Source organism: Micromonospora sp. NPDC005161 (genome assembly GCF_053599855.1).
The window spans coordinates 1-22,178 of record NZ_JBSFYQ010000067.1; the positions used below are offsets into that span (position 1 = coordinate 1).

At 73.2% G+C, this 22,178-nt stretch carries 23 protein-coding genes; 2 read left to right on the top strand and 21 right to left on the bottom strand.

Going from position 1 to position 22,178, the window contains the following annotated elements:
• Positions 1-1,007: IS110 family transposase (locus ACWD5O_RS34455; protein ID WP_450087860.1), on the top strand; the 1,007-nt coding region annotated here is incomplete at its 5' end.
• Positions 1,008-1,512: 505 nt separating this feature from the next.
• Here the strand turns inward: ACWD5O_RS34455 and ACWD5O_RS34460 are convergent.
• Together ACWD5O_RS34460 and ACWD5O_RS34465 are read right to left on the bottom strand one after the other, a co-directional pair.
• The gene (locus ACWD5O_RS34460) at positions 1,513-1,965 is read right to left on the bottom strand and encodes a DUF4262 domain-containing protein (RefSeq protein ID WP_450087880.1); all 453 of its coding nucleotides are present in this window, start codon (positions 1,963-1,965) and stop codon (positions 1,513-1,515) included.
• Between the two features lie 5 nt (positions 1,966-1,970).
• The gene (locus tag ACWD5O_RS34465; RefSeq protein ID WP_450087861.1) at positions 1,971-2,360 is read right to left on the bottom strand and encodes a hypothetical protein; all 390 of its coding nucleotides are present in this window, start codon (positions 2,358-2,360) and stop codon (positions 1,971-1,973) included.
• A gap of 498 nt (positions 2,361-2,858) precedes the next feature.
• On the opposite strand from ACWD5O_RS34465, the gene ACWD5O_RS34470 reads away from it, so the two are divergent.
• Positions 2,859-3,392 carry a hypothetical protein gene (locus tag ACWD5O_RS34470; protein WP_450087862.1) on the top strand — a complete coding sequence of 178 codons (534 nt, stop codon included), beginning with the start codon at positions 2,859-2,861 and terminating at the stop codon, positions 3,390-3,392.
• Between the two features lie 95 nt (positions 3,393-3,487).
• On the opposite strand, the gene ACWD5O_RS34475 is transcribed toward ACWD5O_RS34470, so the two are convergent.
• The 19 genes from ACWD5O_RS34475 to ACWD5O_RS34565 all read right to left on the bottom strand — a co-directional run bounded on the left by ACWD5O_RS34475 (position 3,488) and on the right by ACWD5O_RS34565 (position 21,452).
• Positions 3,488-3,841, bottom strand: a complete 354-nt coding sequence (locus ACWD5O_RS34475; protein WP_450087863.1) for a hypothetical protein — start codon at positions 3,839-3,841, stop codon at positions 3,488-3,490.
• 318 nt (positions 3,842-4,159) lie between these two features.
• The gene (locus ACWD5O_RS34480) at positions 4,160-4,486 is read right to left on the bottom strand and encodes a hypothetical protein (protein ID WP_450087864.1); all 327 of its coding nucleotides are present in this window, start codon (positions 4,484-4,486) and stop codon (positions 4,160-4,162) included.
• A gap of 166 nt (positions 4,487-4,652) precedes the next feature.
• Entirely contained in the window at positions 4,653-5,468 is an 816-nt protein-coding gene (locus ACWD5O_RS34485) for a hypothetical protein (protein ID WP_450087865.1), read from the bottom strand.
• Positions 5,469-5,527: 59 nt separating this feature from the next.
• Positions 5,528-6,058, bottom strand: a complete 531-nt coding sequence (locus tag ACWD5O_RS34490; RefSeq protein ID WP_450087866.1) for a hypothetical protein — start codon at positions 6,056-6,058, stop codon at positions 5,528-5,530.
• A gap of 77 nt (positions 6,059-6,135) precedes the next feature.
• Positions 6,136-6,564: a DUF3085 domain-containing protein gene (locus ACWD5O_RS34495; protein ID WP_450087867.1), complete on the bottom strand. Its 429-nt coding sequence runs from the start codon at positions 6,562-6,564 to the stop codon at positions 6,136-6,138.
• A gap of 228 nt (positions 6,565-6,792) precedes the next feature.
• Positions 6,793-7,797 carry a DUF4192 domain-containing protein gene (locus ACWD5O_RS34500; RefSeq protein WP_450087868.1) on the bottom strand — a complete coding sequence of 335 codons (1,005 nt, stop codon included), beginning with the start codon at positions 7,795-7,797 and terminating at the stop codon, positions 6,793-6,795.
• Positions 7,798-7,947: 150 nt separating this feature from the next.
• Positions 7,948-9,162, bottom strand: a complete 1,215-nt coding sequence (locus ACWD5O_RS34505; RefSeq protein ID WP_450087869.1) for a monooxygenase — start codon at positions 9,160-9,162, stop codon at positions 7,948-7,950.
• Positions 9,163-9,389: 227 nt separating this feature from the next.
• Positions 9,390-10,988: a VWA domain-containing protein gene (locus tag ACWD5O_RS34510; protein ID WP_450087870.1), complete on the bottom strand. Its 1,599-nt coding sequence runs from the start codon at positions 10,986-10,988 to the stop codon at positions 9,390-9,392.
• A gap of 14 nt (positions 10,989-11,002) precedes the next feature.
• On the bottom strand, positions 11,003-12,127 hold the full coding sequence (locus ACWD5O_RS34515; protein WP_450087871.1) for an AAA family ATPase: 1,125 nt from the start codon (positions 12,125-12,127) through the stop codon (positions 11,003-11,005).
• A 254-nt stretch (positions 12,128-12,381) separates the two neighbouring features.
• Complete coding sequence (locus ACWD5O_RS34520) at positions 12,382-12,687, bottom strand: hypothetical protein (RefSeq protein ID WP_450087872.1); 306 nt, start codon at positions 12,685-12,687, stop codon at positions 12,382-12,384.
• Between the two features lie 43 nt (positions 12,688-12,730).
• On the bottom strand, positions 12,731-13,597 hold the full coding sequence (locus tag ACWD5O_RS34525; RefSeq protein ID WP_450087873.1) for a DUF4314 domain-containing protein: 867 nt from the start codon (positions 13,595-13,597) through the stop codon (positions 12,731-12,733).
• Between the two features lie 89 nt (positions 13,598-13,686).
• Positions 13,687-14,589, bottom strand: a complete 903-nt coding sequence (locus tag ACWD5O_RS34530; RefSeq protein WP_450087874.1) for a hypothetical protein — start codon at positions 14,587-14,589, stop codon at positions 13,687-13,689.
• 343 nt (positions 14,590-14,932) lie between these two features.
• Entirely contained in the window at positions 14,933-16,075 is a 1,143-nt protein-coding gene (locus ACWD5O_RS34535; RefSeq protein ID WP_450087881.1) for a C40 family peptidase, read from the bottom strand.
• Entirely contained in the window at positions 16,039-16,539 is a 501-nt protein-coding gene (locus ACWD5O_RS34540; RefSeq protein ID WP_450087875.1) for a hypothetical protein, read from the bottom strand. Before ACWD5O_RS34540 ends, ACWD5O_RS34535 begins: the two co-directional genes overlap by 37 nt.
• A gap of 218 nt (positions 16,540-16,757) precedes the next feature.
• Positions 16,758-17,603 carry a hypothetical protein gene (locus ACWD5O_RS34545; RefSeq protein WP_450087876.1) on the bottom strand — a complete coding sequence of 282 codons (846 nt, stop codon included), beginning with the start codon at positions 17,601-17,603 and terminating at the stop codon, positions 16,758-16,760.
• Positions 17,604-17,690: 87 nt separating this feature from the next.
• Positions 17,691-18,329 (bottom strand): GGDEF domain-containing protein, encoded by a 639-nt coding sequence (locus tag ACWD5O_RS34550; protein ID WP_450087877.1) that lies wholly within the window; start codon positions 18,327-18,329, stop codon positions 17,691-17,693.
• Positions 18,330-18,419: 90 nt separating this feature from the next.
• Positions 18,420-19,277: a MarR family transcriptional regulator gene (locus tag ACWD5O_RS34555; RefSeq protein ID WP_450087878.1), complete on the bottom strand. Its 858-nt coding sequence runs from the start codon at positions 19,275-19,277 to the stop codon at positions 18,420-18,422.
• A 631-nt stretch (positions 19,278-19,908) separates the two neighbouring features.
• A complete protein-coding gene (locus ACWD5O_RS34560; RefSeq protein ID WP_450087879.1) occupies positions 19,909-20,487 on the bottom strand; it encodes a hypothetical protein in 579 nt (192 codons plus the stop codon).
• A 146-nt stretch (positions 20,488-20,633) separates the two neighbouring features.
• Entirely contained in the window at positions 20,634-21,452 is an 819-nt protein-coding gene (locus tag ACWD5O_RS34565; RefSeq protein WP_449937455.1) for a hypothetical protein, read from the bottom strand.
• Between the last annotated feature and the right edge of the window lie 726 nt (positions 21,453-22,178).

Here is a 22,178-nt window from a genome sequence, read left to right on the forward strand (position 1 = left end):
ATGCGATCTCACCCGCCCCCTTCGCCTCCACAGAGGCCATTCACTCCACAGGTCCCCAGCTCAGAGCCCTACCGCCCGACTACGCAATCGCCCTGGCTCAGGTGCGGGTGTTCGCCACTGGCAACGGCCGCAAGACCGACCCGGTGGATGCGCACTCGGTGGCGATGGTGGCACTGCGTTCGCCGAACCTGGTGCAGGTCCAGCTCGACCCGGACCTGCAGGTGATGGGGATGCTGGTCGACCGTCGCGACGAGCTTGGCCGCGCACGGACGCAGACCGTCAACCGGCTGCACCGGCTGCTGCTGGAACTTTTCCCAGGCGGGGCAAAGCAATTCCTGTCCGCCCGGCAGGCACGTGCGCTGATCGCGACCATCAAACCCCGCGACATCGTGGGCAAGACCAGACGCCGCCTCGCCGTCGAGCTGATCGGTGAACTCGAAAGCATCGACAAGAAGATCAAGACCGCGGAGAAGGACCTCAAGGAACTGGTGATCGCCCGCGGCTGCACCCTGATGGACCTGCACGGCATTGGCCCGTCAGGTGCAGCCCGGCTGCTGGCAGACGTCGGCGACATCCGCCGCTTCGCCGACCGCAACCGGTTCGCCTCCTGGAACGGCACCGCCCCGCTGGACGCCTCCTGCGGCGACCAGAAGCGTCACCGGCTTTCCCGCGCCGGCAACCGGCGGATCAACCGGACGCTGCACATCATGGCCGTGGTCCAGCTACGCAACCGCACCGAAGGTCGCGCCTACTTCGACACGAAGAAAGCCGCCGGGAAGACCTCCATGGAAGCCATGCGGGCGCTCAAGCGGCGACTGTCCAACGTCGTCTACGCCCGCATGCTCGCAGACCAGCAACGACGGCAGGCGGCGGATCCGGGAGGGCACTCGGGGACGACTCTGCAATCCAGCGTGACCGACCTGACCCCGGACATCGGCCCTTCGGACAAGCCACTTCCCGGACCCGCCACCACCCAGCCTAAACCCGCCCTCCGAGCGGTGTCTTGACACAAAGGGGTGCCATGAGCGGAAGCCGAGGGTGCGTCGGGCTCAGCAGCGTCCGTCGCGCACTTTGGTGGGTTTGAACCTCCAGCCGTACTCGGCTCTGCACTTGTGCTGGTACGCCGACAGTTGGAGTCTCGTGGACCGCCGTCGTGCGGCGGCGCCGGGTAGCCGGGGCCTCAGCCCGCAGCTTCCGCCGCCGATGGCCCGGACCTGGCTCCTGCGACGCGAGAAGCACGAATCGCCCAGTGGCGCAGGGGCCAGTGCTGGTCCGGTCGCACGGTGCTGCGGAACGACGAAAGGACCCGCCTTCTCACTCCGGGCCCGGCGAATCGCCGGGAGCCCACGCCTCCGCTCGCGCCGCGTGACCGCGTGACGGTGGGTTAATCTCAGCGCCGGCCATGCCAGTGGTTCCTGTGCGAACCTGGGCGACCGACGGTTCGGTCGTGCCCGGGATCCGGACGCCTGTGGGGGCGTCCGGATCCCGGGCGGCGGCGGTTGGGTTGTCCGGCTACATCTGGGCGATCAGCGGCTGTGCCTGCGGGTTGAGGTCGTACCCGTTGTCCCAGGGGAATCGGCCCTGCTGGTCGGGCCACACCAGCTGTTGGAGTCGGATCTGGTCGCGGCCGTAGCGGGCGCTCGCCATGCCGGGCAGCAGGTCGTCGGTGGGTGGCCCGTGGATGATGATCGCGTCGTAGCCTGCGATGAGGTCGCTGATGCGTTGGCCGTGGGTGAACCGTTCGGCTTTGTCGTACACCCGTCCGGCGAGGTCGTTGAGCAGGCTGTGGGCGACCCCGGGGGGCAGCCCGGCGGTGATCAGTTCGGGGTAGTCGTGGGCGGTGAGGCCGACGGTGTAGGCGAACGGCACCTCGTGGTCGGGGTCGCCGTCTGACGGGTGGACGAGGGTGACCGACCAGCCGACCCGGTCGATCATCTCGCTCTGGCGGCGCCAGAAGTCCTCCATGCCGGTCACGGGTCAACTCCCTCGGGCGGGGCGCTGTCGGGCTGGGGTGGCTGCGGCGGGTCGACCTCGACGAAGCCGAAGAGCAGTTCCATGAGCTGCAGCGCCTGGGTGCGGTAGCGGTCGGCGAAGCCCCGGCAGATCGCCGGCCTGGCCTCGGGGTACAGGTAGTGCGGGAGACTGTCGTGACAGATGATGAACGACTCCCGGCGGCGGGCTTGCGCGACGAGGTCACGCAGCCGGCCGGGCGTGAGGCGCATCCTGTTACCGGAAGCGAAGATGCAGGTGTCGCACTGCCGCGACAGCAGCCGCGACTTGCCGAGGACCGGGTCGCCGACGCTGAGGCCAGCACTGCCGTCGGCCTCAGTGTCAGAGTCGGGGTCGGGCACGGAAATCATGATTGCTCCTCTTCTTTTTCTGCGCGGTGCCGCCACGGCGCGGCGGCACGGGGGGTGGGACGTGCCGGGCGGGCCGCGTCGCGGTTCGCGGTGCTGCCGGGAGTGAGATGGCCAGGTGCCGGGTTGCGTGCGTCGCGCGGGCGGGTCGGCGAGGTCGAGGTCGGCCAGCGGCGGGGTGAAACCGCCCAGCCGTGCGGCGCGGCAGACTGGCGGTGGTGGTCGCTGCGGTGCCGACGGCGCGGATGCCGTCGAGCTCGGTATGGGCAGGGCCCGCTTGACCTGGCCGCTGGTGCCGGTCACGTGGTGAGACTCCTGTGCACGGGTGCCAGCCCGCCGCGGGTGGCCGGCGGCGCGCTGGCAGACGGACAACTGGGGTGGGGCGTGGTGCGCCGCGGTGCTCGTCGCGCTCTCCTCGGCGCTCCGGGCTTGTTGGGGACGAAGGGTTGCGCGTGCGGCGTTGCTGGGGGTGGAGACCGGTCAGTCCCGGGTGACGGGGGTGTGGACGGGGAGCAGAAGCCGGTCGACCGGTGGCCAGCCGTCGGCGTCGGGCTGCCAGGCTTCGGCGGCGTTGATGCTGGGGAAGGGTCCGACGACGGGGAGCTGGGCGCGTTCGCGGTCCAGCAGGACCAGCGCGACGCGTGCCGCGTCGAGGGTGGCGGTGCGGGCGGCTGCCGCGAGGTCCGGCGGAACGGCCGTCTACTCGTCGTCATCGGCGACGTGCGGTGCGTCGGGGTCGTGCAGGCCCACCGGCGTGGTGGCGGCGACGTCGGCGTTGTGTATGGCCAGGTGGGGGGCGTAGTCGGCGGCGGCGCGGCCGGGGATGGGGCCGTGCAGGGACATTGCGGCGGTGGTGGTGACGGCGAGCAGGGCGTGGGGCCGGTGGTCCTCGGCGCTGTCGAGCAGGGCGAGGCTGAACGCGCGTCGCGGCTGCCGATGTCGATCAGAGTGATCATGGTGGGGCGGCCGGTGGTGGCGTTGTCCCAGCCGACGACCTCGAAGTGGTCGCCGGCGAGGGTGAGGAACCGCTGGTAGGCGCGGTTGCGGGTGTCGAAGGGGTATCCGGTGTCCGGCATGGCGATTCTCCTGGGTGTGGAGTCGCGGGTGCCCGTGGCCGCCCGTCGCGGGGGTCAGGACGTGGAGGTGAGAATTCCGAGCGCCACGAGCGGCCCGATGACCTCGCGCGCCTCGTCAAGCGCCGTGTGGTGGGCGTCGTAAAGGCTCAGCACGAGATGGGCCGCCATGGCGGCGGTGTCCTCCTCGCGCGGGTCGGTTGCGGCGGCGGGGGTGACGTCGCCGAGTAGCGCGGTGACGGTGCGCTCGTGGCGGTGCTGCTGGCTGGCGGTGAACCAGGTGGCGGTGGTGACGGCGATGAGTACGGCCACGGCCGGCTGGTCGAGGTGGTGGTGCGGCGCCCGCCAGTCGGCGGTGTAGCCGAGCCCGCAGGCCAGCGCGTCGACGGCATCGGTCACACCGCTGGGCATGGCGTCCGTCCAGACGGGGTTTGGCGGTGAGGGTGACGTCGTGCCTGCTGTCGGCGGTGAACGCTGTACGCACGTCGCACTCGGGGATGCGGGAGCGGGTTCGTGGGAGTCGAGGGGTTCATCGGGCGAGGATGGATACGGTTTCGCCGAGCAGCAGGGCGCCCCGCCCGCGCGCTTGCAGGCGCAGGTCGACCGCGGCGCGGGCATAGCCGGTGAGGGTCCTCGGCCCGGACACTCATGGTTCCTCCAGCATGGAGATCCGGCGGTTCGATCGGCCGTCGGTGTGGGGGTACGGCGGCAGGCCGGGCGGGCCCGGCGTCACGCGGCGCGCGGCGACGACCTCGTCTGCTGCGCCGGCGTGGTGGGGTGGAACCAGCCGACGAACCGGGGGGCCGCGGCGGCGACCGGCGCTGGCACCCGTGCTCGGCCGCGGGCCAGCAGCGTGGGCCGGCTGGCGGCCCGGCGGGCCCGCTGGGCGTCGCGTGTGGGCGGGCACGGGTATGCCTCGCCGGTGCAGCGCAGGTTCGCGCAGCGGTCCGGCCGTGCGGGGTGGGGTGGGTGAGCGGCGGTGACGTCGGCGGCGAGCAGCCACAGCAGGACGTCGGTGACGGTGCGGGGTACGACGCGGCGGTGCGGCTGGGCCATTCGCGTTGCCCTTCGTAGGCGGTGTCGGTGCGGGGTGGTCGCCGTCCCGGCCAGCGGTGTGGGGATGCCGCTGTCGGGTCCGCCGGGGCGGCGACCGGGTGCAGTGACGCTCGACTTTCCGGATTGATCAAGTCGCCGCCGCCCGCGCCGGAGCACCGGGTGCGGGTCAGTCGTCGCGGTGGATGAGGAAGCAGTCGGGTGTGGCGGGGTCGTCGTGGCGGTAGTCGTCGAGGCGGTGGTCGTAGTGGGCGGGTTGGTCGCAGTGCCGGCAGCGCAGGGGCGCGGCCGCGTTGAGGTCGGCGCCGTCGGGCCCTTGGCTGGTGGTGTGGTCGTGTGCGGGGAAGCGGCAGGTGCTGTGGGTGCAGAACGGGCGCCTGGGTGTGCGCAGGCTGGCGACGATGAGGCCCTGCGCGGCGACGGCGAGGTTGATGCTGTCTGTGGTGCCGTCGTAGGGGACACCGGCGGCGATCAGGTAGTCGTTGTCGTCGACGTAGCGGTGCAGGTCGGTGAAGGAGCCGATGCCGGCGGGGACGGTGCCTTCGCTGATGTCGTCGTCGATCGCGGCGAGGATGCGCTCGGCGGCGTGTTGTACCTGCTCGGCCTGTTCGGCGGTGGGCGGCTGGTGGGGTTGGTGGTGGGCCAGCCAGATCCGGGCCAGGGCCTGCAGGTGGCTGATCTGGGTGCCGCGCTGGACGGTCAGGGCGTTCAAGCGCGGGCCGTGGGCCTGTAGCACACCGAGTGGATCGAGGGTGGGCGCCGGCTGGCCGGGTCCGGCGTTCAGCGCGCGGCGGACGTCGGCGAGGTGTGCGGCGATGGTGTCGGCGCAGCGGGTGAGGTTGGCTTCGGTGGTGGTGAGGGCGTGGCAGGTGTCGACGATCGCGGCGGCGAGCACCGGCAGGGTGCCGCTTGCGTGTCGGGCGGCGGCGACGGCGTCGTCGGTGATGTCGTGGCCGGTGTACTTGCGGATGAGACGCAGTGTCACTGGGGTGTCCTTTCGGGCGGCCGGTTCGGCATGGTGCGGGGTGGGTGGCGGTGTCGCGGTCACCGCAGGTCGGCCGGTTCGGTGGCGGTGCTGTCGTGCTCGCCGGGGGTGGCGTCGTCGCGGGCGTGGCGGTCCCAGTCGATGTGGGTGTCGTGGCCGCTGCCGGTCAGAGTGGTCTCGACGAGGTTCTCGGCGGTGTCGAAGGCGTCTTCGCGGCTGGGGGCGGTGACTTCGACGGTGATCGGCAGGGTGAGGCGGACCTGCCAGCGGCGGGGCAGTCCTGGCAGGTCCAGGGCGTGCAGGACGCGGTCGGCGGCGTCGACGTCGATGTCGTGTTCGCTGGTCGCGTCGCGCAGCGCCTGCCACACCTGGCGGCGGAAGTGGGCCAGCGGGTCGGCCTCGCCGCTGGCTGGCGGTTGCGGCGCCGGGGGCGGGCTGGTGTGGTCGCGTAGGTAGGCGTGGATCTGGGTGCTGGTGTGGGTGAGCCATCCCAGCGGGGCGGGCTGGTGCGGCTGGAACGCGTTCCAGGCGTCGCGGAGGACGGCTTCGAGGGTCGGCGGGTGCGGCATGGTCGCCTCAGGTGTGCTCATCAGGGTTCCCTTCGTGGGCGCGGCGCCCTTGCCCCGCCTGCTGTCCAGGCAGGCGGGGCAAGGCGTGTGCGGGCTGGTCAGGGCTGTCGGGTGCGGCTGAGGCGCACCTCGTAGGTGTCGCCGGTGACGGTCAGCTGCAGCCACCGGTAGCCGCCGGCGTGGGCGGCGCGCAGGACGCCGATCAGCGGGGTGGGCTGTTCGGTGAGGTGCAGGTGTTCGGCGAAGTCATCCCCGCCGAGGTCCGCATCCCGTCGGTGGCCGTCGAGGTCGGGGTTCCAGCCGTGGGCGTACACGACGAGGCTGGAGTCGGGCCGGTTCGGGTCCTCGAGGCGGGGCAGGCCGCTGGACATGAGGTAGACGCCGTGGTCGTGGACCCAGACGAGCGCGCCGGGACAGGTGAGGTCGTCCTCGTGCTCGGTCAAGGACGGGGCGTGCGCGGTGCTCGAGTCGGCGTGTTCGGCTAGTCGCAGCGTGTCGGAGAGGTCGAAGTGCAGATGCAGTGCCATCGGTGTGCTCGTTTCTGGTCCTGGGCCGGTGGCCCCTGTGATGGGCGGGTAGCCGGACGCCGTGCGGCGGCGCTGTCGCTGGTGCGGTGAGTTCGCTGATGCGTAGGCCGGGCTGCTTATGCGGCGTTAGCTGCGGGCCGCTGGCGCGAGACGCCTCGGCTTGGCTGACCGCCCGTGGGGCGGCGGACGGCGCAGGGCGTGCGAGGCGTGCTGGCTGTGGGGATGGAGTTACGCGGTGGGGTCGCCGGTGGCGGGCCCCTGATCGAGGGCGGCAGGTGGGATGCCGTGGCGTAGGGCGCGGTCGATGAGGTGGGCGAGGCGGTAGAGCGGGTCGGCGGTCAGGGCCCGGTCGAGGGCGACCGCGGCGAGCGTGCCGAGGCCGTCTCGCCAGGCGGTGAACGCGAGCAGGCTCGCCGGGGCGGCGGCCACGGACGGGTCGGCCCGGCGCGTGAGGTCGGTCCACAGCGCGAGGTGCCAGGGTTGGGTGTCGGTGGCTTGCCAGGCGATGTCGCGCACGGCGGTGTCAGTGAGCAGGACCGTCAGCCAGGCCACCTCGTCGTCGGCGGCGACGTCGTCGTGGCGGTAGCGGGTGAACGTCGCCTCGACCGCGGCGCGTCCGGCGCGGATGATCGCCGCCCGGCCGCCCGCGGCGTGCACGGCGGTGAGGCGTTGGCGTGCGCGGCGGGTGGCGGTGGTGATGGCGTCACTTGTGGGGCCGGTGATGGGGGCGACGCTGGCGACGAGGGCGGCCCGGTCGGGTAGGGCGACCTGCCCAGCGACGATGGCGTGCACGGCGGTGGCGGAGCTCGTGGGGTCGAACGGCAGCCCGTCGACAGGGCAGCAGTGGGGGTCGTGGCACTGGTAGGAGTGGTAGCGGCGGTCGGTGACGCGCAGCGTGTCGAGCAGGTCGATCCCGGCGGCCAGGAGCCGCGGGCGCAGCGCGTCGAGCGCGGGGGTGACGGTGGGGGCGGGTCCGTAGCCGACGAGGATCGCGGCGGTGGCGGAAACGTTGCGCAGCAGGGCGATCTGCTGCGGCGCGAAGGTGCCGACCCATCCGGTTACTTCCGCGGGGTCTGGCAGGTCGGTGCGGCTGGCCACGGTGATCCTGTCGCCGGTCAGGCCCACGGTGACGACGCTGTTGGTGGGATGGAACCCGAGGAGATAGGGCACGGCGGCGAGCAGGTCGGCCGGTGAGGCCAGGGACAGCCGGGATGGCCGGTCGTGATGGTGCACGGCGGTACAGCTCCTTCGGTGAGGGCGACAAGGTTCGGCCGGGGCCGCGCGGGCGAGCCGCGGACCCGGGCGGGCGTGGCGAGGGGCGGCGGGTGCCCGTTGCGGCTCCCGTCGCGCGGGCGGTGCGGGGCACCGGCGGTGCGGTGGTGGTCAGCCGGAGACGGCGGCCGGGACGCCGGTGATGCCGAGGCCGAGGCGGGCGCCGAGGGCGGGGCCCTGGTGGACGGCGGCGACGGCGTCAGGCAGGTGGCGTTGTTGCCAGCTGTGCAGGGCCGCGTCGAGGTCGGCGCCGTAGGAGCGGTGTTGGGTGAGGGCGGCGACCAGGCCGGCGGCCTGCTCGATGCCGTTGTTCGCGCCGCGGGCGGTGTGGGGGCGTACGGGGGCGAGGGCATCGCCGAGCAGCAGCGCGTAGCCCTGTCCGAGGGGCCAGACCATGCGGGTGGGCGGGTCGATGTCCATCACCGGCAGGGCCATCCGCTCGGTGGTGGCGTGCACGGTGGCGGCGTGCTCGGCCGTCAGGAGCCGCGCGGCGTGCTGGTTGACGTGCGCGCGGGCGGCGGGGCTGACGTGCTTCGGCAGGGCGAACACCCGCCGCTCGGGCATCGCCCCGAAGCATCGCGCGTACTCGGTGGGACTGGCGTTGAGGTAGAACGTCCAGTCCAGCGCTCCCGGTATCGGAGCGACGTTGTACTGGCAGCCGGGGCCCGGCTCCACGCGCAGGAAATCTCGCAGTGGCGCGTGCGGTGCGGGGGCGTGGCCGCGGTGGGCGACGTAGCCGGCGTAGCGCAGCTGCCGGGCGGGGTCGAGAAGGCTCCGGCCGGTGGAGGTACGGCCGTCGGCGAACACCACCAGGTCGGCGGGTTCGGTGTGGCCGTCGGCGAAGCGCAGCGCCAGGTGCTGGCACGCGGTGTCGAGTCCGGTGACCCGGTGCGAGGGGCGCAGCAGCCCGTCGGGGATCCGCGCGGTGAGCGCGTCGTGCAGCAGTGTCCAGGTGGTGTTGCGCCCCGGATAGACCCGTCGGGTCTCCCCGGTGTGCTGCCGCTGGCGCAGGGTGATCTGCCGGACGGTTTCCGAGTCGTGCGCGACGAACTCGCTCTGGTCGATGTCGAGCCTGTGTAGGGCGTCCAGGGCCAGGTGTTCCAGGCCGATCAGCCCGCCGCCGCGCGGCGCGGCCGTGGGGGCGGCTTCGTAGACGGCGACCCTGTCGAAGCCTGCCCGCAGGAGCAGCAGTGCCAGGGTGGGGCCGGTGAGGGAGCCGCCGATCACGGCGATTCTCGGCTGCCGGCCTCGGGCCGGGGGGTGGCGGTGGGCGGGTCCGGCGGTAGGCCGGGCGCTGGTCGGGCGGGTGTGACGCTGAGGTGTCATCGGGTTCCCTTTCAGGTGGGGGGAACCCGGGCACGGCCGTGCGGCCGTGCCCGGGGGTGCGCGGGAAGCGCGCGGGTGGCCGGGCATCGGCCTGGTGCGGCGGTGCGAGGTGGGGCGGACGCGGGCTGGCCTGCTCAGGCGTCGTTCCGCCGGGGATCAGCGGTGCTGGCGTGGCAGGGCGCGGTCAGCCTGTGTGTGCTGCGGGGCGGGTGTCTGCGCCGCCGGGTTTAGGCGTTGTCGAGGGCGGTGACGGCGGCGTCGGCGATGGTGCCGACGGCGTGCACCGGGTCGTCGACGAGCAGCGTGGTGGTGTGGGTGAAGGTGTGTCCGGGCAGGTTGGCGGGGCGCAGCCACAGCACCGTGCAGCCGGTGTGGTGCAGGGTGCTGATGAGCCGTTGCGCTGCGTCGGCGTTGGGCAGGTCGCCGTCGGAGACGACGGCGAGCATCCGCAGCGTGGCGCGGTGGCGCAGGTTCAGCAGGGTGTCGGCGAGTTTCACCGCGTCGATGAACGCGGTGGTGCCGCCGGCCGCTGTCATCTCGAGCACCTGCGTGGGGTGTCGGCGGGGTGCGACGAGCAGGGTGGCGGTGCTGCCGAACGCGATGGTGGTGGTGACCGCCTGGGTGGCGTGGGCGGCGTGGGCGAGGATCCACCCGGCCGAGGACATCGGCGCGGCGTAGGAGCGCATGGACCCGGAGGTGTCGACGAGGACGGCCAGGTGCAGGGTCGGCTTGTGCGGCGGTAGTGTGCTCCGCCGCTGCCAGGGGGTGGCGGTGGGCAGCGCCCCGGCGGCGATCTGCGCTTGGGCGGTGATCGCGTGGCGGGTGCGCAGCCGGCCTGGTGGCACCGCGGTGGGGCGGGTCGCCGGTTCCGGGTGCCGGATGCGGGCGTGGCGCAGCCGGGCGGCCAGGTGGCGGGCGGCGTCGCGTTCGGCGTCGCGTGGATCGCGGTGCGTCCACGCGGCGGGGGCGCGGTGGCGGGTTTCGAGGTGCGCGGCGGTGTATTCGGCGGGCGTGAGCGCGGCGGCGTGGGCGAGGTAGTCGGTGAGCGCCTGGGCAAGTTGGCCGGCGAAGACCCCGAGGTCGGCCGTCGGCGGTGCGGGCTGCTGGTGGGGGTCGATGCCCAGGACGCGGCACCACCGCCACGCGAGGTCGAGCATCTGTGCGGCGTCGGTGTCGTCGACGGTGTGGGCGTGGCGCCAGATGTCGCGCAACGCCAGCAGGCGCTTGCGGCCGAGGACGGCGGTGACGGCGGCGCGCACGCCCTTGATGTCCTTGGCGGTGACGATGCGGGCGTCGACCCTGGCCAGGAGCAGGGCAGCCAGCTGTCCGGCGTGCCACGGGTCGTCGACAGGCGCGCCGTCGGGATTCAGCAGGTGGGTGACGGTGTGGCGCAGCCACCTGCGGTCGGCGCGCCGCCGGGAACGCTGGCGGTGCTCGGCGCGGGACTCCTCGAGGAGGTCGGCGACCGTGGCGACGACCGGCGGGGTGCCGGGCGGTGTCGTCCACAGGCTGTGGGTGGCGTGCGCGGCCTCGTGGACGAGCAGCCCGTAGGCGGTGGGCACGAGGCGTTTGTGCCCGGCGCGGGCCGGGTTGGCGACGTCGGGGGCGCCGATGTGGGTGGCGTCGACCTCGATGCGGCGGGCGTCGGGGTAGAAGCAGGCCGGTGCGCCGCCGCCCGCGCCGGGGGCGACGGTGACGCGCAGGTCGTGCCGGTCGGTCAAGGTGGGGATATGCCGGGTCCAGGCGTCGCTCCACGGCTGCCAGTGCGGGTCGGCGGAAGTTGCGGTGGGGTGGCCGGTGCGCAGGTAGGTGCGGGGTAGGGCCATGGCGGGTCGTCCTTTCAGCGTTGCTTGCCGAGGGTCAGGGCGGTGATGTCGGTGCCGTACTGCTGTCGCAGTGCGGTGAGGACCTGCTCGCGGTCCTCGTGCGGGGCACGGCCGGCGAGGTTCGCCACCGCGGCGGGCAGGCCGAGGGTCTTACGGACGCGGGCGAAGCCGAGCAGCTCGCGCAGTTGAGGCGCCCACGACACCCGCCCGGCGGCGAGGTCGTCGTTGAGGGTGATGGCGGCCTGCACGGCGGGTGCGGGGACGCCGAGGTGGCGGGCGAGGTCCCAGTCGGTGGTGACCTCGATGTGCACGTCGAACCGCGACGCGAGAGCTTCGGTGAGGATGGCGCCGTGCACGCCGGGGTTGTGCCCGGCGATGACGTAGAACCCGTCGACGGCTTCGACACGTTCGTTGCGGTAGCCGGGGATGGTGATCACCCGGCGGCCGTCCATCGCCGGGTAGAGCACGGCGAGGACCTTCGGCGCGATGAGGGTGGCGTCGTCGACCAGCAGCGCACGCCCCTGCCGCATCGCGGTGACGAGAGGCCCGTACACGAACTCGAACCCGCCGTCCGGGAGGGGGATGAAGTTGCCGAGGAAGTCCTCCACGACGGTGTCGCCGGTACCGGCGACGGTGAGCAGATCACCGAAGGCGGCCTCGACGAGGGCGGTCTTGCCGGTGCCGGGCGGGCCGTAGAGCAGCACCGGGATCCGCTTGTCCCGCAGCCGCCGCAGCACGTGCACGTCCGTGGCGCCGGCGAGCTTGCGCGGGAAGTACAGGTCCCCGTTCGGGCGGGCCACTGGCTGCCGCCGGGCCGACCGCCCGCCGCCGGCGCCGGAGGCGCGTGGTGTGGGCGGGGGCATTGTCCCGGCGGCGTCGATGCCCGCCTTGGTGATCTGGAAGCGGTGCGGGCCGGTGTGGTGGGTGGCGTAGCCGGCGGCAGCCATCTTCTTCAACGCCTCGAACACCGCCCCGCCGGAGCGGGCGGCGATCGCGTTGGTGACCTGCCCGACCTTGAGCCACTGGTCGGGTTGGCTGGCGAGGTACGCGGCGACCTGCCGGTAGAGGTAGCCGGGCCGGCGCCCGTCGCCGGAGTCGGGCGGGACGTCGGCGCTGGTGGGCGGGGTTGCAGGGTCCATGCGGGCCTCCTGTCAATGGGTGTTGGCCCGCGCACCCGTCTCCGGGTGCGCGGGCAGACGTGGTGCGGTGTCCGCGCGGCGGAGACGGCGGTGGCGGACGCGGCCCTGTGGCAGGGGCGGCCAGCGACCTCCGTGAGGTTCGTGAAGCAGGGGCTGCCGGTGGGGTGTCGCCGCCGCCGCTGCGGTGGGCGACGACAAGGAACGCACCCGACCGCTGACCGATCAAGTCGAGCCGGGTCGGGTCGCGGGGGTGCTTAGCGGCGGTGGAGGATGACCTCGCTGCGAGGGCGGCGGCTGATGTGCACGGTCAGGCCGAACACGCTGCCGTCGGACAGTTCCAGCCACACACCCCGGTCGAGGGTCATCACCTGCGCGTCGCGGTAGACGCGGGCCGAGTCGATGGTGACCGGGGTGCCGTCGTCGTGGGTGAGCTGCGGCAGGTCGGCGTCGTCGCAGAGCTGGTCCAGATCAGCGGTGGTGAGCAGGTGCCGCACCACCGCTTGGAGAATCTCCTCGTGGGCGTACGCGCCGAACTCGTCGTCGCTGCCGTCATCGATCATGGTCGTGGTCCTTCCGCGGCGGGTTGTGGTTGCGGGACTGAGGTCAGGCCTCGGGCTGCGCCTGTCCGGGAGGGTCGGGAAGGTCGCCGACGATGCGGTCGCAGTCGTAGGGGTGCACGGCGGTCCAGGTCCAGGCCCGGCCCATCACCGTGTACCGGCCGTCCGAGTCAGGGGTGATCCGTTCGACGGCGTCGGGGTCGCCGTGGACGCGGGTTTCGTCGGCGACGATGACGTCGCCGTCGAAGCGCAGGCGGGCCAGGGACTCGTCGACCATCCGCTGCTGGCGTTCCCGGGTGATGCCGTCGGCGGCGAGGTGCTGGCGGTAGCGGTCGCGGGCGGCCTGCTGGTCGGCGACGATCGCCTCCGCCACCTGGCGGGTGCAGGTGAACACCGCCCACCCGTTCCACGTGTCGACCAGGGTGCCGGCGAAGCCGACCGGGATGCGCATGACCCCGCCGGCGTGGGGTGTCCACGCCCAGTCGCCGGCGAACACGCCCGGCCCGCCCAGGCGCACCCGGTCGGGGTGCAGGTGGCTGACGTCCCGGTCGTCCCCGGCCGGGTGCAGGACGATGTGGCACTGCCGGGCCGCTTCGGCCTCAGCGGCGTCGTCGAAGCCGTCGCACCACGACCACCGCGTCTGGTCGCACTGGTGCGCGGTGAGCTGGTCCCATCCGGGGGCGTCGTGCGGGGCGTGCTCGGCGTACCGGTCTCGGTCCTCGGCCAGGACGTACCGGTCGGCCAGCGCGAGCCCGTCGATGACCGCCGGGTCCCCGTCGTCAAGGCCGGTGAGGACCTGCCGGGCGGTCGCGGACACCTCGCCGACGGCTCGGCCGCCGAGGACGTGCTGCGCCCACCACTGGGCCGCGTCGCGTCCGGCGGCGGCGCCGGCCGCTTGCAGCGCGTCGAGCACCCGCTGCCAGCCGCCATCGTTTGCCGTGGCGCGGCCCTGAGGGCTGTTTGTGACGGGCGGTGAGTGCATCCCGCCACTGGGCGGCCGCGTCACTGCTGCGGCCCGGCGCTGGTGCCGGCGGTGTCCAGGACTGCGTGGCATCGGGCGGCGACACTGTCGCGGACCGCGTCGGTGAACCCGTCCCGCACGGCGTCGATGACCAGCGCACGGGCGAAGTCGGGCAGGTCCGCCCAGGCGGGAGCGTCCGACGGCGCGTGGGCGTGGTAGCGGGCGGCGTCGTAGCCGGCGGTGTCGAAGCGCGGCAGGGCCTTGAGGACCTGCTCGTCGCTGTCGTCGATGCCGGCCAGCGCCGTGCTGGCGCTCTGGGCCTGCTCGGCCGGGGTGCGTCCCTCGACGGCGTGCTGCTGCCACCAGCCGGCGGCCAGGCTGCCGTCGCGCTCACCGGCGGCCCGCAGCGACAGCAGCACCTGCGGGTCCACCGGCTCAGCTGGCGCCCGGGCCCCGGTGCCCGCCCCGCCGGTCGTCAGGCGGAGGCTGGTGTAGGGGTGTGCGGGTGTGGCGGGGTCGATCCAGTCGGCGGCGAGCAGGACACCCTCTCGGCGGTAGCGGGCCGGGACGCTGCGCTCGTTAGTGACCTCGCGCAGCCACCCGGCCAGCTCGGCGCGTAGTTTCCGGCCTGCCACGGCGTAGCGGGAGCGGGCCTCGCGGGCCTGCCGGTTCGCCGCCTGAAGGTTGCGCCGGTCCACACCGGTGTGCAGGTCGATCAGCCACTGGTGCTCGGCGGTGCTGATCCAGCCGGAGCGGGAGTCGGTGAGCAGCTGCCGCAGCGCCTCGCCGTAGTAGTCGTCGCCGTACCGGTGCGTCTGGCCGCCGTGGATCATCTGGTTCTGGATGTCCTGCAGCCGGCGGCCCAACGCCAGCCAGTCCGTGCGGTCCCCGGGATGTTCCCCCGGCCGCGCCTTCGCGCTGCTGGCATCTGGTGAGTCGGTCATCACTGTTGTCCTTCCGTCGGTGTTCGGTGCGCAGGAATCGGGCGGCGCGGACGCCGCGGGACGGGTCAGCGGGTGGACGCCGCGAAGCCGGATCGGCCGGCGCGACCGTCTTGCGGCGCGGGCTGATAGGCGGCGACGTCGCCACGGCTGCGGATGCCGGCACGGCTGCGCGGCGGCCCGTGGGGTGGGCGTAGACGACCTCCCGTGTCCGCGCGCGGGTCGCAGCTGGCGCCTTGACGGCCGGTTGACGACGCGGAAGCGTTGGCCAGCGACGTCTGGCACAGACTCTCGTCGTGAACGAGTGCCGTGTTCGTGAGCCAGTGATCATCGGATCGAGTAATGGCTAGTTGACGATGCGGCGCACGGCGGCGAGCTGGTTGGCCCACGCGGACAGGCGGCTGATCTTGACGACGTCGCCGCTGTGCGGGGCCTGCACGATCAGTCCTTGGCCGAGGTACATGCCGACGTGGCCGGGTCGGGCGGTGCTGCCGCGGCTGCCGGGTATGAACAGCAGGTCCCCCGGCCGAAGGTTCCGGTAGTCGGTTATGGCGGTCCCGGCGTGGACCTGTTCGCTGGTGGTGCGGGGGATGGTGATGCCGGCGGCCTGGTAGGCCTGCTGCATCAGCGACGAGCAGTCGCACTGATGCGCGGGGATGCCGGAGTGGGGTGCGGTGCAGTCCCCGCCGAAGGTGTAGGGGGAGCCGTGCTGGGCCAGGGCCCAGCCGATGGCGGTGACGACCGGCAGCGGGGTGCCCGGTGGGAGGGTGAACCCGGCCGGTAGGGGCACCTGGTCTGCGCCGGGTTGGCCGTCGCCGCCGTCGAGCAGGCACAGCGGGTTGCTCATCGCCTGTTCCAGATCGGCGGCGACGGGTCCGGCGGGGGTGCCGCCGGCCAGGACGCGGACCAGGGCGATTGCGTCGTCCTCCCATCTCGCGTAGGCGCCGGGGTAGGCGGAGCGCTGCACGGCTTGGGCGGCGTCGGTCAGGGCCATGGCCTGCCAGCCGTCGACGGCCAGCAGCGCGGTGTAGAACTTCCCGGCGGCGTAGCGGGGATCCGGCAGTTGGGCGGGTGTCCCCCAGCCTTGGGAGGGGCGTTGCTGGAACAGCCCGATCGAGTCGCGGTCCCCGCCGGGCAGGTTGCGCAGGGTGGATTCCTGCATGGCGGTGGCCAGGGCGATGACCCAGCCGCGCGGCGGAACCTTGAGTTCGGCGCCGACGGCGACGATCACGGCGGCGTTGGCCGTCTGTCCGCTGTCCCACCCGCTGGCGCCGCCACCCGGGGGTGGGGACAGGGTGAGGGTGGGCAGCAGCGGCTGCCCGTCGGGGCCGACCGCTTGGTAGCAGGCGGCGGAGGCGGTGCCGCCGCCGGTGAACAGGGCGCCGATACCGCCCGCGCACAGCACCAGCACGGCGATCGCCCCGGCGGCGATCGCCGCGAGGGCGCGGGCGCTCACCGTGGCGCTCTCGCCGCTGGCCGCACGCCGCAGGGCTGCGATGGCCGGCGGTGAGCGGTGGCCGGGAGCAGGCAGCCGGTGAGCGGGTAGGTGGCCACGCGGCTCCCGTCGCCGGTGTGCACACCGATCGCGGCGGTATCGGCCTCGACGAGGTAGATCCAGTCGGCGTCGAGGTGCCCGGCGTGGCACAGCGGGAACACGGTGACCGGCTCCGGCGGGTCCACCTCGGACGCGAGGGTCATGCCGACGCCCGGCATCGGGCGCTGCCCGGTGAACCCGGAGCGGGTGGTGGCAGTGGTGTCCGGGTCGAGGTACTCCCAGTCGTCGGCGAGGATCGCGGTGATCAGCGCCCGCGTGTCACGGTGGGCGTGGCTGGCCCAGATCGCGGCCAGGGTGGGCAGCACGACGCCCGGGTAGCCGTCGAAGAGCACGAATCGGGCGTGCACGAGGTGCGGATTGTCGGGGTCGGTGGCGCCGACGTAGCAGTGGGTGCTCACGGGACAGGGCTCCTTAGCGAGAGGCGATCAGCGGCGCGGGTGCGTGTACGCGGGCGCGGGCTGGCGGCGGAACGCCCGCGGGGGGTGATCACGGGCGATCGGCGCCGTGGCCGTGGGCCGCGGATGACGACGCGCCGTGGTGGCATTGCCGTGGCATTCGGCGCTTGCTGCGCCTGTGCGGGGGTGAAGCTCGTGGTGTCGGCTGCCGCGGCCATTCCTCACGGCTGGTCGTGCGTGGGGTGGGGCGGCCAGGGGGCGGGCTTGGCGCGCCAGCCGAAGATCGGGTCGGTGGTCTCCACCGATCCGCAGCGAATGCAGCGGATGTAGGTGTCCTCGCCGTACCCGGCCATGGACGGCACCTCGTCGGAGGTGATCCTGTCGACCGCCCCGCAGATCCGGCAGCGGATCGACGCGTTGTCGGGCCCGCACACGCCGAAGATCGGCTCGTCGGGATCGGCGTGTGGCGGCACCTGGGGTCCGCATGCCGCGTCTGCGTGGATCCTCGTAAGGGTGTGACGGGCGGTGGCGGCCAGCAGCGCGGCCAGGCCGGGACCGGTGGCGGGGATGTCGCCCGGGTCGGGGGAGTCGTCGACGAGCAGCAGCGGGTGGTCCTCGCCGCGCAGGCGGGTGAGCTGGTAGACGCGCCTGTCGATGTCGACGGCGTCGACGCGGCGGGCCTGGCGTGGCTGGCTGTCGACGGTGCGGATGTCGTCGTAGCAGGCGGCCCAGGCCAGCAGCCGCGCGTCCGGCGCGGTCGCGCGGATCAACCCGACGATGGTGGCAAGGGTGGCCTGATACGGCGTCGGCGCGTCTGGGTTGTCGAGGCTGGCGGCGAGGCGGTGCAGCAGCGCGGGCAGCCCGGCCGGGTCGGTGAGCAGGTCGTCGCGGTGCAGCGGGAACTCGAGGCTGCGCATCTCGCGCCTCCGCTTCGGCCCGGCGGTGTTCAGGGGCCGGTCGTGGATGAGTAGCAGCGTCGCGGGCTGGCCCCAGCCCAGCGTCTCGGCGTCGGCGTCGGCGGCCAGGAGGCACCCGGCGAGGGTGTGGACGGCGTTGGAGGACAACACAGGGATCTCCTTCTCGGAAAAGGGGGAAGGACCCCGCAGCCGGCGGCTGTGGGGTCCTTCTGGTCGTGCGGGGGTCGTGGGACGGGGTCAGCAGTGGTGGCGGTCGCGGCTGCGGCGCGGGGCGGGCGTGCTGTGGGGGCGGTAGTCGCACACGCCGCTGCCGGAGCGTTTGGCGTGGTACATGGCGGTGTCGGCTTCGGTGAGCAGCTGCCGGGGGCTGGCGTGTGGGTCGTGGGTGTGGGTGTAGCCGACCGAGGCGGTCACGCGGACGTCGCCGTTGATCACGCGGATCGGGGCGGCAGCGACGGCCTGCCACGCGGCGTGGGCCGCGGCGGCGCTGTCGTCCCGGTCGCCGGACACGAGCAGGGCGAACTCGTCGCCGGAGAGCCGGGCCGCGATCTGGACGGGGGTGGGCAGGTTGGTCAGGAGCCGGCCGATCTGGTCGAGCAGGACGTTGCCGGAATCGTGGCCGAGGGTGTCGTTGACGGTCTTGAACCGGTCGAGGTCGAGCAGCACCACCCCGACCGGCGCGTTGTCGGCGAGGGCGGCGCGCAGGCGGGTGAGGTACAGCCGCCGGTTGGGCAGGCCGGTGATCTCGTCGTGGGTGGCCTCGTAGCGGGCCACGTGCAGGGCTTGCTGCTGCCGCCAGAGCAGCGCTCCGGCGAGGGCGAGGCCGGCGAGGATCCCGCCGACGGCGATAGCGATCGTGTGCAGGATGGGAGACACTCGGAAACGCTCCTTGGATAGAAGGAGCACCGGGGGTGGGCGTGAGGCGTCAACTTCGACGCCCACCCCCCGGGCTACCTGACAGACGGGCTACTGGCCGCCGGTGGCGGGGGCGAGTTGGAAGGTGGCCGGGCGGTCCACGGTTTGCACCGCCTTGCCGTCGGCGACGAGCTTGATCGCGGCGTTGGCGACCGCCCCGGGGCTGGCCTTGGCCGCGCCGGTGCCGGCGTTCGCGGCGTCGATGAGCTTGCTCAGCTCACCGGTCTTGTAGGCCCGGTCGGGGTGGGCTTCCAGGAGGTCCAGGACCGCCCCGCGCAGCGACCCGCCGACCCGGCGCGCCGTGACCGGGGGGCTGCCGTCCGGCGGTGCGTCCGCCGTCTCGGCGTCGGGTCGCCCATCCGCAGGCGTCGGCTCCCCTGGCGCGTCCTGGTCCTGATCTGCGTCGGCGGCGGGGATGGAGGTGGCAACCGCTGGCGTGTCTACTTTGCTATTCGGCTCGGTGGGCTCGGCCGGCTCGGGGGCGGCCGGTGCGTGCGGGTCGGGATGCGGCTGCGCGGATGGGCTGCCGCCGGCCGGTTGTGGGGTCTCGGCTGCGGCGGCGGGCGAGAACGCGTCGTCGGTCGAGCTCTGGTCCTCGGTGGCCGCAACGTCGGCGGTCGGCTCGGGCACCTCGGCCGCCGTGGGATGCGGGGCGCCGGTAGTGGCGGTGGCGGCGGTGGCGGTGCGGCCGGCGTCGGTGAGCCGCCACAGGCTGCGGCCGTCGCCGGTGCGGAATCGCTCGGCCTGCCCGGATCCTTCCCAGGCGCGCAGCTTCGGGGTGGTGGTGGAGTAGCCGAGTCCGGCGTGCTCGGCGACCGCGGCGGCGGTGGCCTCGCCGAGTTCCGCCAGCGCCCCGAGGACCTTGAACGCGCCGTGCGCGGGCACGGGTTCCTCGTGCGTGTCGGTCATGCTGGTGTCCTTCCGTCGTAGGGATCGGTGCGGATCGAAGCCCATGCACTGATCCACGCTTCGACAGCGGCGGTGATCAAGTGCACGGACCGCATCTCGGGACGGGCAAGGGACGTCGTCCCTACTGCGTCGGAAAATCCCGGGTGGGTCAGAGGCGGCCTGCGTGTTGGCAGGTCCGCACCCTGGGGTCGGGCCCCCTGTTTCTGCTGCGCCCGGTTGCCGCATTGCCGTCGCCGGCTGTTGTGCGGCTAGAACGGGGGCTCGGCGTCGGCAGGAGGCGTCTGCCGGGGCGGCCGGGGCGGCCGGCGGGAAGCGCCGATCTCGCGGGCGCGCGCGGCGAGGGCGGTCAGGCCCAGCCGCTGGGGGAAGAGGGAAACGGCGGCCTGTTGCTGGCCGGGCTCGGGGCACACGCCCCAGCCCGGGGCGCCCGGCGGCCACCGGCCCTCCGCAGGTGTGTGGAGCTGCCGCGGGGCGGGTCAGACCGGCCACCGCCGGCACCCGCTCGCGGTAGCGGCAGCCGGTGAGCGGCCGGAGGCGATATTGGCGCGCGGGGGCACCCGCCTCGTACCGGATTGGTCGGCGCGCTTGGATGGAGTGCCGCATTGCGGCAATCGGTCGTCGGCTGTGTCGATCAGGCGCGCGCTGTGGTGAGCAGGCGGCGCAGGCAGGCCGGGATGATGGTGGCCCGCACCTGTGCCGGCGGGTCGTCCAGCACGAGCGTCGTGGTGGTGTCGAGGCCTCGGTACCGCAGAATCTGGTAGTGACGACCGTCAACGTCGTAGGCGGTGAGTGCCCGTACCGGGACTCCGTCGTCGTCGGCGGGTAGTCGGTGGGCGGCGGCATCGCGGCGGCCGGCGTCGCTGGTGTCCAGGCCCTCGCCGAGGAACGCCATCGCGAGCAGCCGCCGCTGCCCGGTGTGCGCCCACCGGGTGAGCAGCGGCGCCGCTTCGGGGGCGGTGAGGTGGGTGGTGAGGGTCTTCAGGCCGACCCAGTAGGGCAGTCGCATGCCGGGGACGGTCTGCGCGTGCAGCCACCAGAACGCCGGATCGACGCTGAGTGCGTCGATGTCGATGCGGGGCTGGTGGCGGTGAGTGGTGGCGTCGAAGAGGCCGAGCAGGGCCGGCAGGGCGTTCCAGCCTCGGGTGTCGGCGTCGTGTTCGACGGCGGTGAGCGCCGCGCGGATCGCGGCGGCGCGGTGTCGTGACCTCATCAGGTGGATACCTCCTACTGCGTGGGGGGTGCGCAGGGCGGTGCCTGCGCGTGTCTGGGCGTGGACGCGCACCGGCCGGGCGGCGCGCCTGGGGGTCCCCTCAGATGCAGGGATCAGGGCGCGCCGTCCGGTCGGTCTTGCGGTGGTTAGAGGGCGACCGCGAGCAGACGCTGGCCCGGCTCGAGGGTGTCGAGGTGGCGCAGGGCCTGCTCCAGGTAGCTCACCCGGTGGGCGAGGGCGTCACTGGCCGGGGCCAGCTTGCGGCCGTCGGCGGTGAGCAGAGCGTCACCGGCGATGGCGCTGGCAGCGTGGTAGTGCTGGTAGGCCATCTGGCCTGCCTGGTACATCTCCAGCTCGCCCGGGTTGGGTTGACCGGTGCCGGGCGTCGCCGCGGCGTGCATCCGCATGGCGTTGACGCGCGGCTGCGCGTGGAAGTCGCCCGTGGCGGCCTCGAACGGGTACTTGTGCGGGTCGGTGAGGTGGCGGGTTTCGAACACCGGCCACGGGGTGGCCGGGCGGGTGCCGTGCACGGTCTGCTGCCAGATCTGGTAGCGGATGCCGGCGCCGACGCTGGCGGCGTGGCGCATCCCTTGCAGGTCCAGCAGCCTGACCGGTCCGCCCGCGCACGACGCGGGGCGGCCCTTGCGCAGGCCGATCAGGTGGTGGCGCTGCCACAGCCGCAGCTGCGGAACCGCCCAGAACAGGGGCGTGAGGGTGCCGGCGACCCCGAACTGCGTGTGCAGTTGGTGCGCGGTGAGCGCCTCGGCGGGCAGCTCGTCGGGCAGGCAGACGACCATCGTGGCGATGGTCGGCGCCGGCGTGACGGTCGGTGCGGCGGTGGTGGCCTGGGTGGGAGCCGGTCGGCGTGCGGGCGCGGAGGTGGCCTGCACGGTGGCCGGTCGGGTGGGCATGGCGGGCACGCGGCTGCCGTGACGGGTCAGCGGGATGCCGTTGAGAGCGGACATGCGCAGGTCCTCCTTCGTCGGGTGCGTGTAGGCACGCGGGATTGACCGGCCCACCGGGTGCATGGGTCGGGTCAGGGCAATGGGGAGAAGGTGTGCGGGTGGTTGGTGCGACCTCGAGGGCCGTCGCGCGGGGCGCGTGCCGACCGGCCTGAGCGGGTGGGCGTCGCGTACCGCTGGGTGCGGCGGGGTGTCCCTGAGGTGGGACCGAACCGGGGTGAAGCGATATGTGGGGTGTGGTGTTGCCGAAAACGGTAGCGGCGCGGTCTGTCAGCGCCTGTCGCGCGCTTCGTCGGCGCAAGACCGCCGCTGAGCAGCGCTGTCAGGCGCTTTCGTTGCCAGCGCGGGCTGGTGAGGCGGGCCGTCGGTCAGAACCGGTAGATCTGACAGACGACCTTGTCGGCTGTCAGAGAGGCGGGGCCGCTCACCGGGCCGGTCGCGCGGGAGGTAGGGCCGTGACCTGCGCTGTCAGACAGCGATGGCGGCTGGCAGGCCTGTTGAGGAGGTCTACTCGGCGGGCTAGTTGTGCTGTCCAGGGAGGTTGGTCGAGGTTGTGTGACGACACGGTCTGATGTCGTAGGTGGGTGAAGGCCTCCGGTTGTGGAGTGGAGCTGTCTAGGAACCGCTCCGCCAACAGGAGGCCTTCGTGTCCCACGCTAACGCTGCCTTGACTCCTCGCGCACGTCTGCGCTTGGCGCGTCTGATCGTGGATGAGGGCTGGCCGGTCGC